General features: G+C 53.0%; 11 protein-coding genes and 6 tRNA genes. 7 read left to right on the top strand and 10 right to left on the bottom strand.

What is annotated here, in order from left to right:
• Positions 1-9: 9 nt before the first annotated feature.
• Entirely contained in the window at positions 10-897 is an 888-nt protein-coding gene (locus HV157_RS21155) for a LysR family transcriptional regulator (RefSeq protein ID WP_020883096.1), read from the top strand.
• A 49-nt stretch (positions 898-946) separates the two neighbouring features.
• Here HV157_RS21155 and HV157_RS21160 read toward each other — a convergent pair.
• The 4 genes from HV157_RS21160 to HV157_RS21175 form a co-directional block, all read right to left on the bottom strand.
• Positions 947-1,022 (bottom strand) — tRNA-Lys (locus HV157_RS21160).
• 4 nt (positions 1,023-1,026) lie between these two features.
• Positions 1,027-1,102, bottom strand: a tRNA-Val gene (locus HV157_RS21165).
• A gap of 29 nt (positions 1,103-1,131) precedes the next feature.
• Positions 1,132-1,207 (bottom strand) — tRNA-Val (locus tag HV157_RS21170).
• 41 nt (positions 1,208-1,248) lie between these two features.
• Positions 1,249-1,324: transfer RNA gene (locus HV157_RS21175), tRNA-Val, on the bottom strand.
• 258 nt (positions 1,325-1,582) lie between these two features.
• On the opposite strand from HV157_RS21175, the gene gltX reads away from it, so the two are divergent.
• A complete protein-coding gene (gene gltX, locus HV157_RS21180; RefSeq protein ID WP_014171074.1) occupies positions 1,583-2,998 on the top strand; it encodes a glutamate--tRNA ligase in 1,416 nt (471 codons plus the stop codon).
• Positions 2,999-3,042: 44 nt separating this feature from the next.
• On the opposite strand, the gene HV157_RS21185 is transcribed toward gltX, so the two are convergent.
• Both HV157_RS21185 and HV157_RS21190 read right to left on the bottom strand, forming a co-directional pair.
• A complete protein-coding gene (locus HV157_RS21185; RefSeq protein ID WP_042866304.1) occupies positions 3,043-3,435 on the bottom strand; it encodes a YfeC-like transcriptional regulator in 393 nt (130 codons plus the stop codon).
• Position 3,436: 1 nt separating this feature from the next.
• The gene (locus HV157_RS21190) at positions 3,437-3,799 is read right to left on the bottom strand and encodes a YfeC-like transcriptional regulator (RefSeq protein ID WP_032680532.1); all 363 of its coding nucleotides are present in this window, start codon (positions 3,797-3,799) and stop codon (positions 3,437-3,439) included.
• A 217-nt stretch (positions 3,800-4,016) separates the two neighbouring features.
• Between HV157_RS21190 and HV157_RS21195 the strand changes: the two genes are divergently transcribed.
• The 3 genes from HV157_RS21195 to HV157_RS21205 all read left to right on the top strand — a co-directional run bounded on the left by HV157_RS21195 (position 4,017) and on the right by HV157_RS21205 (position 6,613).
• Positions 4,017-4,092 (top strand) — tRNA-Ala (locus HV157_RS21195).
• A 42-nt stretch (positions 4,093-4,134) separates the two neighbouring features.
• Positions 4,135-4,210: transfer RNA gene (locus HV157_RS21200), tRNA-Ala, on the top strand.
• Positions 4,211-4,423: 213 nt separating this feature from the next.
• Positions 4,424-6,613, top strand: a complete 2,190-nt coding sequence (locus HV157_RS21205; RefSeq protein WP_182268917.1) for an EAL domain-containing protein — start codon at positions 4,424-4,426, stop codon at positions 6,611-6,613.
• Positions 6,614-6,657: 44 nt separating this feature from the next.
• Here the strand turns inward: HV157_RS21205 and HV157_RS21210 are convergent, their stop codons facing one another.
• Complete coding sequence (locus HV157_RS21210; protein ID WP_014171069.1) at positions 6,658-7,845, bottom strand: NupC/NupG family nucleoside CNT transporter; 1,188 nt, start codon at positions 7,843-7,845, stop codon at positions 6,658-6,660.
• Between the two features lie 350 nt (positions 7,846-8,195).
• On the opposite strand from HV157_RS21210, the gene HV157_RS21215 reads away from it, so the two are divergent.
• On the top strand, positions 8,196-9,434 hold the full coding sequence (locus HV157_RS21215; RefSeq protein WP_020883097.1) for an Nramp family divalent metal transporter: 1,239 nt from the start codon (positions 8,196-8,198) through the stop codon (positions 9,432-9,434).
• Positions 9,435-9,509: 75 nt separating this feature from the next.
• Here HV157_RS21215 and HV157_RS21220 read toward each other — a convergent pair whose 3' ends face one another.
• Positions 9,510-9,857, bottom strand: coding sequence for a DUF2502 domain-containing protein (locus tag HV157_RS21220; protein ID WP_014171067.1), 348 nt, complete (start codon positions 9,855-9,857; stop codon positions 9,510-9,512).
• A 126-nt stretch (positions 9,858-9,983) separates the two neighbouring features.
• Positions 9,984-10,982 carry an L-glyceraldehyde 3-phosphate reductase gene (gene mgrA, locus HV157_RS21225; RefSeq protein WP_182268918.1) on the bottom strand — a complete coding sequence of 333 codons (999 nt, stop codon included), beginning with the start codon at positions 10,980-10,982 and terminating at the stop codon, positions 9,984-9,986.
• Positions 10,983-11,166: 184 nt separating this feature from the next.
• On the opposite strand from mgrA, the gene ipdC reads away from it, so the two are divergent.
• On the top strand, positions 11,167-12,825 hold the full coding sequence (gene ipdC, locus HV157_RS21230; RefSeq protein ID WP_040018082.1) for an indolepyruvate decarboxylase: 1,659 nt from the start codon (positions 11,167-11,169) through the stop codon (positions 12,823-12,825).
• Here the strand turns inward: ipdC and HV157_RS21235 are convergent, their stop codons facing one another.
• Positions 12,826-14,061, bottom strand: a complete 1,236-nt coding sequence (locus tag HV157_RS21235; RefSeq protein WP_047356581.1) for an ion channel protein — start codon at positions 14,059-14,061, stop codon at positions 12,826-12,828.
• Positions 14,062-14,096: the final 35 nt, after the last annotated feature.

Genomic DNA, 14,096 nt, shown 5'->3' on the forward strand with positions numbered 1-14,096 from the left:
TATGTGTTGATGGAACGCGTCTACCGAACCGACCTTAAGCTGCTGCGCTATTTTCTGGCCGTCGCTGAGGAACTTCATTTTGGACGGGCTGCGGCCCGTCTCAATATGTCGCAGCCGCCGTTGAGCCTGCATATAAAAGAGCTGGAGAGTCAGCTCGGTACCTTACTGTTTATTCGCCACTCACGAAGTGTCGCCTTGACCCATGCGGGTAAAGTATTGATGGAAGAGTCCCGTCGACTGCTTGCCAGCGCAAACCAGGCACTGGCGCGGGTCGAACAAATTGGACGGGGTGAGGCGGGGCGGATTGCGCTGGGCATTGTCGGTACCGCCATGTGGAGCGAAGTGCGCACGGTCATGCGCACATTTTTGAAAGAGCATCCGAACGTTGATGTTGTCTTTCGCGAAAAGTCGCCGGTAATGCAAATGGCGCTGCTGGAGCGTCGGGAGCTGGATGTCGGGATCTGGCGAATGGCAACCGAGCCCACTGCAGGATTTACCAGTATCCGCTTACGGGATGCGGCATTTCTGGTTGCGCTGCCGGAGGATCACCGGCTGGTGGGGGAAAGCGCAATTGCGCTCACCGAACTGCAGAATGAGTACTTTGTTACTATGCCGTCTGCGCATTCTGACTGGTCGTTCTTACAGCGAGTGTGTCAGCAGGCCGGTTTTTCACCGATGATAGTGCGTGAAGCCGATGAACCGCAGACGGTGCTGGCAATGATCAGCATGGGAATGGGGATTACGTTAGCTGCTGACAGCTATGCGCAAATGCAGTGGCCCGGTGTGGTATTTCGTCCATTACAGGTACGTATACCGGCAGATTTGTATGTGGTGTATGACGAGAAGCAGGCGACACCGGCGATTAAGTCGTTGATAGCAACGTTGACGGAAGAGTGATGTTATACCGCAGATAGCAAAAAAGCGCCTTTAGGGCGCTTTTTTACATTGGTGGGTCGTGCAGGATTCGAACCTGCGACCAATTGATTAAAAGTCAACTGCTCTACCAACTGAGCTAACGACCCGAAATGGTGGGCGATGACGGGCTCGAACCGCCGACCCCCTCCGTGTAAAGGAGATGCTCTACCAACTGAGCTAATCGCCCATTTCGGAACTGCTGCGATAAGATGAGAATGGTGGGCGATGACGGGCTCGAACCGCCGACCCCCTCCGTGTAAAGGAGATGCTCTACCAACTGAGCTAATCGCCCAATCTCAATACTTATCTACACTGCGAGTCTACTTAAGTAGATGGTGGGTGATGACGGGCTCGAACCGCCGACCCCCTCCGTGTAAAGGAGATGCTCTACCAACTGAGCTAATCACCCCCGCTGTGTGGAGTCGCATTATAGGGAGAGTTGAAAATGAGTCAACGCATTTTCTAAAGTTTTTATTCGTTCGTCGTAAAATTAAACAAAACGATCGCGAAACGGGCGATGGCGCATGATTTCTAAACAAAAATCGCAAACTCCCTCACGATAAAGGGATCAACATTGAGGAATCCCCCCACAGTGATAGAATATTGCCCATTGTTTTTTTCCCAGGATTTGCCGATTGCCGGCATCTTTATAACGTAAGGCCATTTCATGAAAATCAAAACTCGCTTCGCGCCGAGCCCGACAGGCTATCTGCACGTCGGTGGTGCACGTACCGCTCTCTATTCCTGGCTTTTTGCACGCCACAACAAAGGTGAGTTCGTACTGCGTATTGAAGACACCGATCTCGAGCGCTCCACGCCGGAAGCAATTGAAGCCATTATGGATGGTATGAACTGGCTCAATCTGGAGTGGGACGAAGGCCCGTATTTCCAGACCAAACGTTTTGACCGCTACAACGCCGTGATTGATGAGATGCTGGTCGCGGGTACAGCGTATAAATGCTATTGCTCCAAAGAACGCCTTGATGCGCTGCGTGAAGATCAGATGGCGAAGGGTGAAAAACCGCGTTATGACGGCCGCTGCCGCCATGACCATAGCGAGCATGCTGCTGATGAACCGTGCGTGGTGCGTTTTGCTAACCCGCAGGACGGCTCGGTAATTTTTGACGACCAGATCCGTGGCCCGATCGAATTCAGCAACCAGGAGTTGGACGATCTGATCATCCGCCGCACCGACGGTTCCCCAACCTATAACTTCTGCGTTGTGGTTGACGACTGGGATATGGAAATCACGCATGTTATCCGTGGCGAAGACCATATCAACAACACCCCACGTCAAATCAACATCCTGAAAGCGCTGAACGCCCCTGTTCCGGTCTATGCGCACGTGTCCATGATCAATGGTGACGACGGCAAAAAACTGTCTAAACGCCACGGTGCAGTCAGCGTCATGCAGTATCGCGACGACGGCTATCTGCCGGAAGCGCTTCTGAACTATCTGGTGCGTCTGGGCTGGTCCAGCGGCGATCAGGAGATCTTTAGCCGTGAAGAGATGATCAATCTGTTCTCTCTGGGCGCGGTGAGCAAATCTGCGAGCGCGTTTAACACTGATAAGCTGCTTTGGCTGAACCACCACTACATCAATACTATGCAGCCGGAATATGTGGCGACATACCTGCAGTGGCACATCGAGCAGGCAAACATTGATACTCGTACTGGCCCTGAACTGGCGGAACTGGTGAAACTGCTCGGCGAGCGTTGCAAAACGCTGAAAGAGATCGCTGAAAGCTGCCGCTACTTCTATGAAGAGTTTGACGAGTTCGATGCAGACGCGGCGAAGAAGCACCTGCGTCCGGTTGCGCGTCAGCCACTCGAAGTGGTGCGTGACAAACTGGCGGCGATGACTGACTGGACTGCCGAGAATGTGCATCATGCCATTCAGGCGACGGCAGATGAGCTGGAAGTTGGTATGGGCAAAGTGGGTATGCCACTGCGTGTGGCAGTCACCGGTGCGGGTCAGTCTCCGGCACTCGATGTTACCGTTCATGCCATTGGTAAATCACGCAGCGTAGCGCGCATTAACAAGGCGCTGGATTTTATTACTGAGCGCGAAAACCAGCAGTAATAACGCCTGAACCATGAAAAACGGCAGGGAGACCTGCCGTTTTTTTATGCATTAAATTCAGCAATGCCGAGACGTGCAAGAAAGCCGCGTATCCCTTCACGCTTTAGTAAGGCATCCAGACGCTCCTGCTCAAGGTGCGTCATATTCTCCAGCGTCTCGATGATCCCAGGACGCAGAGTAGAGGAGGGTTCACTGTACAACGATGTCACCTCCGCCAGATGGTACACCGCCTGACGGTTACGGACAGCCGGGAGGCTCATGATGTGCTCCTTCACGCGGGCATCAATGTGAATCAGCCGTGCACGTCCGCCTTTCACCCCATTGACGCCCTCGGTTTTCCATCCCTGCTGGCGTATCCAGCGGTTCACCGTTTGCCGTGCAACACCCAAATTTTCTGCCAGCTCTTCGGTGGTCATTTTGCTACGGAATCTTTTCATATCAGTTCTGGTCGCGTATCCCTAAACGTTGCAACAATCCGGTAATCCCTTCCCGCAGTAACAGTGATGTCATCTGCCTTTGCTCTTCCGGCGTCATTTCATTTGCCAGCGTCAGGAGCAGGGAGTGAAGCGAGCCATCATGGCTGGCACTTTCTGGTATCTCAGCCGTTTCACTTGCCCGGCGTGCGCTGCGGATAAACTCACGCACTTTTTCATTAACGTGCACCAGACGCGCTTTGCCGCCCTGGACTCCTGGTTTTGGCGATGTAATCCAACCCTCTTTGCGTACCCATTTATTGATGGTCTGGCGGCTATAGCCAGTGAGCAGGGCTAACTCTTCTGGCGTCATTCGTTCCTTGATCATGCAATTTCCTGAATATTCGTGGGGTTAATTAACGGCTCATTTTATAGCACCGTTTTAGAGGAAAATGTGACAGGCTTAACTCATGACTGCGAGCAGACTCGCAAAGTGATTCATTTGCATGATTTTTCGGCGATTGAACCGCCGTCATTGATTTTGCCGTTGACACTCCGCAGCGGAATTCATATTATGCCGCCCGTCAACATGACAGCTTTACGATGGGGCTATAGCTCAGCTGGGAGAGCGCTTGCATGGCATGCAAGAGGTCAGCGGTTCGATCCCGCTTAGCTCCACCACACTCTGAACCCAACAGAGTGCGGTCAGTAAAGTCAACATGTGGGGCTATAGCTCAGCTGGGAGAGCGCTTGCATGGCATGCAAGAGGTCAGCGGTTCGATCCCGCTTAGCTCCACCAAAATTTGAACCCTCGTCGAAAGACGGGGGTTTTTTTATGCTTTTGTAAAACTCTTCACCCTGATTTGTTGCTGAAATAGAGGTATTTTTGTACCTCACCTCAATCAAAATCAATAAAGCGGTCTATAAATAGACTTCAACTTGATTCGCGCAATTAATAAACCTATTATCCATCCGGTCAATGATACGAATGGAAAATAGATTATCTAACTTAATGAATAGAAAAACTTACAATAATGTAAAGATATTTATAACTGCCCTGGCGCTTTGCCTGGTTGCGGTGCCATTCTCCCGTTATATCTCTCCGCGCGCTGTTGTTAATGGTCATGACGTATATTTAGCATGGCTGCCTTTAAGCGTAATGCTGGCGGTTATTCTGGTATTTGGGCGTCGGGCGGTTATTCCTGTTCTGTTAAGTTTTACTATCACTAATATATTCAGCATTGATTTAGCACCGCTACAATATTCAGTTTTATTGTTCTGTCAGACGTTCTCGGTGTTTGCGGGGTGCGGCATCCTCAGGATCATACTGGGCAAGCGCTGGCGCTACTGCGTGCCGAGCCAGCATATTGGGTTACGGATATTTTGGCTCGGCTTTATGGTACCGATAGGCATAAAAGTGTCGATGTACCTGGCAGGTTATTTGTTCCATTTCCCGGTTACTATCTCAACCTTCTTCGGTGAAGGTACCGCAATTTATAACGTAGTCGATATACAAAGTCTGATCTGCGCGGCGTTGATATTTACCATGATGTTCTATTACCCGTTAAGAATGATAATTAATCCACGTTATGCCATCACCTTCTGGCGACGCAGTGTGAAGCCCGTGTTTTTTCAAAAGAAATCGCTATATATATTAGTCTGGCTGATGCTTTTAATCGTCATCCTCGCAATTTTATGTGCTCCTTTTGAGTCACCTATTATTGCGGGCTATTTAATGCCAGTGATTTTTATTCTCTTTACGTTAGGGATCAGCCGCCTGAGCTACGCGCTCATTTCTCTTTTCTGGGCGGCATCCGCACTTCTGCTGTTGACCTATAACTATAATTTCCTCAATGGCGTGGAGTCAGGCCATTCGCTCTCCTTTATTTTGTCTGTCCTTATCTCTTTCGCCATCTGTTTGCTCTACATGTCGCGGATTTATCAGCGCAGCGAGTGGCTGAAGCAGGACTGGCAGGACAGGGCGCTAACCGATCCGCTGACCGGTTTACCGAACATTCGTGCACTGGAAGATTTTTTGCAGGACCACCCTGATGCCAAAGTGTGCTGTCTGCGAATGGACAACCTCGAGTTCTTGAGTCGTCACTACGGCATTCTTATGCGGGTGCATTGCAAACGGATGGTGACCACCTCGCTGCAGCCATTTTTGCAAAAAGATGAGCGGCTTTTCCAGCTCCCGGGCAGCGAACTGGTGCTGGTATTGCTGGGGCCGGGAACCGCTGAGCGCCTGCAGCATATGGTCGATCAGCTGAACAGCCGTAAGATTGTCTGGAACAACACCGGGCTGGATATTGAATTTGGCGCTTCCTGGGGAATGGTTGAAAACGGTGAGAAGTTACACCATACGCTGGGGCAGCTCAGCTGGCTGGCTGAGCAATCTTGCGGAGCGCATAATGTACTGGCGCTCACCAATAGCCTCGAGGTGGCATCAGGACAAACAACCGAGCGGGTTTTGATGTTAGCGCGCATTAAACATGCTCTGGATGCCGGACAGTTTCATTTATACGCCCAGCCAATCCAAAAGGCAGATGGTAGCGGGTATTACGAAATACTGACGCGCATGGAAAGCGAGGGCGAGATCATCACCCCAGACCGCTTTATACCGCTGATTGCCCAGTTTAACCTGAGCCACCGCTTCGACATGTGTGTGATGGAAAAATTACTGGTGTGGCTGCGCGATCATCCAGCGACGCATGCCGGAGTGCGTTTTTCTGTCAATCTGATGCCCCTGACGTTGATGCAAAAAGAGGTGGCCATCGAGATTTGCTCGCTCTTTGAACGCTATGGCGTAGCACCACAGGCGGTGGTGATTGAGATCACCGAAGAGCAGGCTTTCTCTAATTCGGGCAGCAGTATCAAAAACATTCAGCAGTTGCGGGACTGCGGTTTCCGGATCGCGATTGATGATTTCGGCACCGGATATGCCAACTACGAACGTCTCAGACGTTTGCAGGCGGACATCATCAAAATTGACGGGTGCTTTGTGAAAGATATCTGTACCGACGATATGGATGCGATGATCGTGCAGTCGATTTGCAACCTGGCGAAGACGAAATCACTGAGTGTGGTGGCCGAATATGTTGAAACGCCGGAACAGCGGGAGAAGCTGTTTCACTTCGGGGTCGACTATCTGCAGGGTTACCTGATTGGCAAACCCAAACCGCTTAATGAATTACGGACATAAAAAAACCGGGAGCTGAGCTCCCGGTTTTTATTTCGCTGCAGGTGTTACAGTACCAGTGCCGCAATAGAGGCAGACAGTACGCTCACCAGCGTAGAACCGTAAACCAGCTTCAGACCGAAGCGAGAAACCACGTTACCCTGTTCTTCATTCAGACCTTTAATCGCACCGGCGATAATACCGATGGAAGAGAAGTTAGCGAAGGAGACCAGGAACACGGACAGGATGCCTTCCGCGCGTGGCGAGAGCGTGCTGGCAATTTTCTGCAGATCCATCATCGCAACGAATTCGTTAGAGACCAGTTTAGTCGCCATGATACTGCCTACCTGCAGCGCTTCATGTGCAGGAACACCCATCACCCAGGCAACCGGGTAGAAGATGTAGCCCAGAATGCCCTGGAAGGAGATACCCAGAACCGCTGCGAACAGGGCGTTCAGAGCAGAAATCAGGGCAATAAAGCCGATCAGCATCGCCGCAACGATAATCGCCACTTTGAAACCAGCCAGAATGTACTCACCCAGCATTTCGAAGAAGCTCTGACCTTCATGCAGATTTGCCATCTGCAGGTTTTCTTCGCCTTCGTCAACACGGTACGGGTTGATCAGAGAGAGAACGATAAAGGTACTGAACATGTTCAAGACCAGCGCGGCAACCACGTATTTAGGTTCCAGCATCGTCATATACGCACCCACGATAGACATGGAGACGGTAGACATTGCGGTGGCTGCCATGGTGTACATGCGGTTGCGGGACATCTTACCGAGGATGTCTTTATAGGCGATGAAGTTCTCAGACTGACCCAGGATCAGGGAGCTGACGGCGTTGAACGATTCCAGTTTACCCATGCCGTTAACTTTGGAGAGTACGGTACCAATGGCGCGGATAACGACGGGCAGCACACGAATGTGTTGCAGAATACCGATCAGCGCAGAGATGAAGACGATAGGGCACAGTACCTTCAGGAAGAAGAACGCCAGACCTTCGTCGTTCATTTTACCGAAGACAAAGTTCGTCCCTTCGTTGGCGAATCCGAGCAGTTTTTCGAACATTTCGGAGAAGCCTTTTACGAAGCCAAGCCCCACGTTGGAGTTCAGGAAGAACCACGCGAGCAAAACTTCAATAACGAGAAGCTGAACAACAAAGCGGATGCGGATTTTTTTACGGTCATGGCTGACCAGTAACGCAAGCGCAGTAACGACAACGAGTGCCAGGACAAAATGAAGGACGCGGTCCATATTTGCTCCAAATATGAGGCAGGTTTAATTTTCGTGCACATTCTATGTAACAAGCGAAAAGAAAACGAGATCAAGGACACACTATAGTTACATCCTGTGACGAGTCTCAAAATTAGTGATCCACAATACATTTTTGTTATGTTAGGTAAATGCGTGAAAAGTTAAGTTTGTGTGCTAGTCTTCACAAAAGCGTGCGCGATTGCAGGTTTTGTTAGATCGCCCCACCTTACCCGCCCGTCTATTGTTCAAAGCTATCAGAGAAATCACTATAAACTCACTAAATGATCTTGATAATCATTCTCATTTTGATAGCATTAAACATAGCAAAGGCTATATTTCCAGAGGCAGAAATGACAAACAGTCGCGTAGAGGGTAGCAGTGGCAGAGCAGCGCGCAAGTTGCGGTTCGCGTTAATGGGACCTGCGTTCATTGCTGCCATCGGCTATATCGATCCAGGTAACTTTGCGACCAATATTCAGGCCGGGGCCAGCTTCGGCTATAAGCTGCTCTGGGTGGTCGTGTGGGCTAACCTGATGGCCATGTTGATCCAGATGCTGTCTGCGAAGCTGGGGATTGCCACGGGCAAAAACCTGGCTGAACAAATTCGCGATCATTATCCGCGTCCGGCGGTATGGCTTTACTGGGTTCAGGCGGAAATTATCGCCATGGCAACCGACCTCGCCGAATTCATCGGGGCCGCGATTGGTTTTAAATTGATCCTCGGCGTCTCGCTGCTTCAGGGCGCGGTGCTCACCGGGATTGCCACTTTCCTGATCCTGATGCTGCAGCGTCGCGGTCAAAAACCGCTGGAAAAAGTTATCGGCGGGCTGCTGCTGTTTGTGGCGGCGGCCTATATCGTCGAGCTGATTTTCTCTCAGCCGAATCTGGCACAGCTCAGCAAAGGGATGATTATCCCGAGCCTGCCAACCTCTGAAGCGGTGTTCCTGGCCGCCGGGGTGCTGGGCGCAACCATCATGCCGCATGTCATTTACCTGCATTCCTCGCTGACACAGCACCTGCACGGTGGGACGCGCAAAGAGCGTTACTCTGCGACGAAATGGGATGTGGCGATCGCCATGACCATTGCCGGTTTTGTGAACCTGGCGATGATGGCGACCGCTGCCGCCGCTTTCCATTTCAACGGTCACACCGGTATTGCCGATCTCGACCAGGCATACCTTACGCTGGAGCCGTTACTGAGCCACGCTGCTGCCACGATATTCGGGCTGAGCCTGGTGGCGGCCGGTCTCTCGTCAACGGTTGTGGGGACGCTGGCAGGGCAGGTGGTGATGCAGGGCTTTGTCCGTTTCCACATTCCGCTTTGGGTTCGTCGCTCCGTGACCATGCTGCCCTCCTTTGTTGTGATTCTGATGGGGCTGGATCCCACGAGAATTCTGGTCATGAGCCAGGTACTGCTGAGTTTTGGTATCGCGCTTGCACTGGTGCCGCTGCTGATCTTTACCAGTGACAAAAGCCTGATGGGCGAACTGGTGAACAGCACGCTGGTGAAACGAACCGGTTGGGTCATTGTGGCGGTAGTGGTGTCGTTGAACCTGTGGCTCCTGGTCGGCACTGCTCTGGGGTTATAGCGTCGCGTTGAACGAAAGAAAAAGGAGCCGGGAGGCTCCTTTTTGCATTACTGATGATGCATTAGTGATGACGCATTAGTGATGATGGCCGTGACCACCGTGTCCTCTGCCACCGTGACCCCAGCCACCGCGGCGGTCGTCACGATCGTTCCAGCCTTCACGGTAACCACGCTCATAGGCGTTGTTTTTGTACCAGCCGCGATGCAGGCCATTATCATGTCTGCGCCAGCGGTCGCCGCGCCACTCATAGTGACGGTTCCAGTAATCACGGTCGCGCCAGTAGCCACCGTCCCAGTATCTGCCGTAGTCGTCACGATCGCCAATTTGTAATTTAACTGATGGCAACAGGGTGATTTCGCCCGCAGTGGCGATCAGCGGGGCCGAAGCCAGTAATACCGCTGCAAGAATCAGTGACCTGAACATACTCTTTCTCCTTCACGATCGGGGCCTTTGTGGGCCTGTTAACGCAATATTACGAGTTGGTAAAGGCTCGTTTCATCGCCTCAACTCCTAATTCATGAATGAGAGCACTTTTTGCTAAAAGTGATTTTATTTTGAGCTGTTCAGGATCCCATCAATGATTGCCAGTTCTTCCGCCGAGAAATGGCGGTTTTCCAGCATTGCCACGGCATCGTCAATCTGGGCAGTTTTACTGGCCCCAATCAGCACTGACGTTACCGACTCGTGGCGTAAAATCCAGGCCAGGGCCATCTGTGACAGTTTCTGGCCGCGGTTTTCCGCCAGCGCGTTCAGTTGACGAACCTTCTCCAGCTTCTCTTCGGTGATCTGATCGGGGCTAAGGAACTTACTGCCGCTTGCCGCACGCGAGTCTGCAGGAATACCGTTCAGGTAGCGGTTAGTCAGCTGTCCCCCCGCCAGCGGCGAGAAGGGAATGCAGCCGACGCCTTTTTCCAGCAGCACGTCCAGCAGGCCTTCCTCTGGCGCACGTTCAAACATCGAATATTTCGGCTGGTGGATCAGACACGGCGTCCCAAGGTCATTCAGGATATCGATAGCCTTGCGGGCCTGTTCTGCAGGGTAATTTGATAACCCGACGTAAAGGGCTTTTCCCTGGCGCACCACATGGTCAAGCGCTTTCATGGTTTCCAGCAGTGGCGTTTGTGGGTCAGGACGGTGATGATAGAAGATATCCACATATTCCAGCCCCATACGCTTCAGGCTTTGATCCAGGCTGGCAACCAGATATTTGCGTGACCCCCAGTCGCCGTAGGGGCCATCCCACATGGTATAACCCGCTTTGGTCGAGATGATCAGCTCGTCGCGCCATGGCAGGAAATCTTCCTGCAAAATGCGACCGAAGTTACGTTCGGCTGAGCCGGGAGGAGGACCGTAATTATTGGCAAGGTCGAAATGCGTAATACCCAGATCGAACGCGCGTTGTAAAAGTTGACGGCTGTTTTCGACAAGCGTGGCGTCGCCAAAATTGTGCCACAACCCGAGTGAGATAGCGGGCAACCTGAGTCCGCTTTGCCCGCAGCGGCGATACTGCATTGTCTGATAACGATTTTTGTCCGGCTGGTAACCCATTCTGATGCCCTCTGGCGCTGAAAGGAAAAATCAGTGTATACGTTTACATTTACATGAAAAAAAAGAGCATAGCGCAGCCTTTTTTGTAAAGCATTCTTTCCATGCCCTTCTTACGACCAATTCTGGACAGCCATCACGCTTCTTTAATACTCAAAGTGAGGTCAACGTCAGAAGGACACCTGTTATGCGAACCCCATACTGCGTCGCCGATTACCTGCTGGACCGTCTTACAGATTGTGGTGCCGATCATCTGTTTGGCGTGCCGGGCGACTATAACCTGCAGTTTCTCGACCACGTAATAGACAGCCCGGATATTTGTTGGGTGGGCTGTGCCAATGAGCTGAACGCATCCTATGCCGCTGACGGATACGCCCGATGTAAGGGCTTTGCCGCGCTACTGACCACATTCGGCGTTGGGGAGTTAAGTGCCATGAACGGCATTGCCGGCAGCTATGCCGAGCATGTCCCGGTTTTACATATTGTGGGGGCGCCGGGTACGGCGGCACAGCAAAGGGGAGAGTTGCTGCATCATACGTTGGGGGATGGGGAGTTCCGTCACTTTTATCATATGAGCGAGCCGATCACCGTCGCACAGGCGGTCCTTACCGAACAAAATGCCTGTTATGAAATCGACCGTGTGTTGACAACCATGCTTCGGGAACGCCGCCCCGGTTATCTGATGTTACCCGCCGATGTGGCAAAAAAAGCCGCCACGCCGCCTGTAAACGCTCTCACTCATAAGCAGGCTCATGCCGATAGCGCCTGCCTGAAAGCGTTCCGGGATGCTGCTGAGAACAAACTGGCGATGAGCAAACGTACCGCGCTGCTGGCCGACTTCCTTGTTCTGCGCCATGGCCTGAAACATGCGCTACAGAAGTGGGTGAAAGAGGTACCGATGGCCCATGCCACCATGCTGATGGGGAAAGGGATATTCGACGAGCGTCAGGCGGGTTTTTACGGCACATACAGTGGTTCAGCCAGCACTGGCGCGGTAAAAGAGGCGATTGAAGGGGCTGACACGGTATTGTGTGTTGGCACGCGTTTTACCGATACCCTGACGGCCGGGTTCACGCACCAGCTTACCCCGGCGCAGACCATTGAAGTTCAGCCGCATGCCGCACGCGTCGGGGATGTCTGGTTTACCGGCATCCCAATGAACCAGGCGATTGAGACGCTGGTCGAACTCTGCAAACAGCACGTGCATGCTGGCCTTATGTCGTCATCATCCGGCGCAATACCGTTCCCGCAGCCGGACGGTTCGCTTACCCAGGAGAATTTCTGGAGAACGTTGCAAACCTTTATTCGCCCGGGGGACATTATCCTTGCCGACCAGGGAACTTCGGCCTTCGGCGCGATTGATCTGCGTTTACCGGCTGATGTGAACTTTATCGTCCAGCCGCTGTGGGGCTCGATTGGTTACACGCTGGCGGCGGCGTTTGGTGCACAAACCGCATGCCCGAACCGGCGCGTGATTGTGCTGACGGGGGATGGCGCGGCCCAGCTCACCATTCAGGAACTAGGCTCGATGCTGCGTGATAAACAGCACCCCATTATTCTGGTGCTCAACAACGAAGGATACACGGTTGAAAGGGCTATCCATGGGGCGGAGCAGCGGTATAACGACATTGCTTTGTGGAACTGGACGCACATTCCGCAGGCGTTGAGCCTCGATCCTCAGTCTGAGTGCTGGCGGGTCAGTGAAGCGGAACAGCTGGCGGACGTACTTGAAAAAGTGGCGCACCACGAGCGGCTCTCGTTGATTGAGGTGATGCTCCCGAAAGCGGATATCCCGCCGCTGCTCGGGGCGCTTACCAAAGCTCTGGAAGCGCGTAATAACGCCTGATTACTTGTCGTTTCGCCAGGCCATCATCATCGGTTTGCCCGCCAGCAGGAGCCAGGCGGGCAACATCACGATACAGAGCAGGGGGAAGAGCGTTGAATCCGGCACCACTACCGCCGCCATAAACAGGCTCAGCCACGCATCGCGCGTCACCACCAGCACCAGCCCCAGAATTGAGCAAGAGACCGTTATCGCTGCCGGCACCGCATCCACATGCTCATGCAGCATCAGCCCCAGCGCCACGCCGATAAACACCGCCGGGAAGATACGCCCACCGCGGAACCCACATGCTGCAGCCACCACCAGCGCCGCCAGTTTAACCAGCGCAAACAGCAGGTAATCAGACACGCTGAACACCTGGCTGAAAGCCAACTGCTGCATTTCATCAAGGCCTTTAAACAGCGTTACTGTTCCGCCGATAGCCCCTAATACGCCCAGCATCAGACCACCCGCCCCCAGAATCAGCACCGGGTGCTTCAGCCGGTGCACCAGACGGTGCAGGCGCGGAAGGCACCATACCGCAATCATCCCGAGTGCAATGGCGATCGCGACGACGATGGCACCGCTGAAAATATCGGCAATATGCATCTGACCGTAGTGGGGCAGAGAGAGTGAGAAATGAGGATGGAAAAACAGACTGGTCGTGAGCGCACCAGCCGCAGCGGCCATCAGCGGCGCAAAGAGTTTATCCCAGAGCGGGACGTCGTTATTGCTGGTAAGCGTCTGAGAAAAAATAAGGGCGGCGGCAACGGGCGTGCCGAAAAGCGCCCCGATGGTGCCTGCAGAGGCGAGGATGGTCCAGTCCAGCGCACCGACCCGGGGTAAAATGCGCGAACCGAGAAAGACCGCCATACCAATGTTTACCGCCATGATGGGGTGTTCAGGACCAAGGCTGACACCGCCCGCCAGACCCAGGATCAACGCGATAATCAGCCCCGGCAGCGCCGAGGGGGGAACGGGCGCACCGATCAGTGGCTCAAGCGCCGGGTCCGGCCCGGCGTGCCCGGGGCTAAAGCGGATCACCAGACCCACCGCAACGCCGGTGAGCGTCAGCATCAACATGATCCATCCCGGCGAATCCACGCTGACGCCCAGTTGTGCAGGAAGCGCCGTCCATAACATCGCCTGCAACACCGACGCGACTTTCATCACGACAATGAGCACCAGACTTGAGGCAACGCCAATAATCAGCGCCGGTATTGCCAGTAAGAGCATGGTTCTGGCTCGCGGATGGAGCATGATGATTTCCTTGTACAAAACGCTATTACGTTACT

It is taken from the genome of Enterobacter sp. RHBSTW-00318 (assembly GCF_014101375.1).
GTDB lineage: Bacteria > Pseudomonadota > Gammaproteobacteria > Enterobacterales > Enterobacteriaceae > Enterobacter > Enterobacter ludwigii.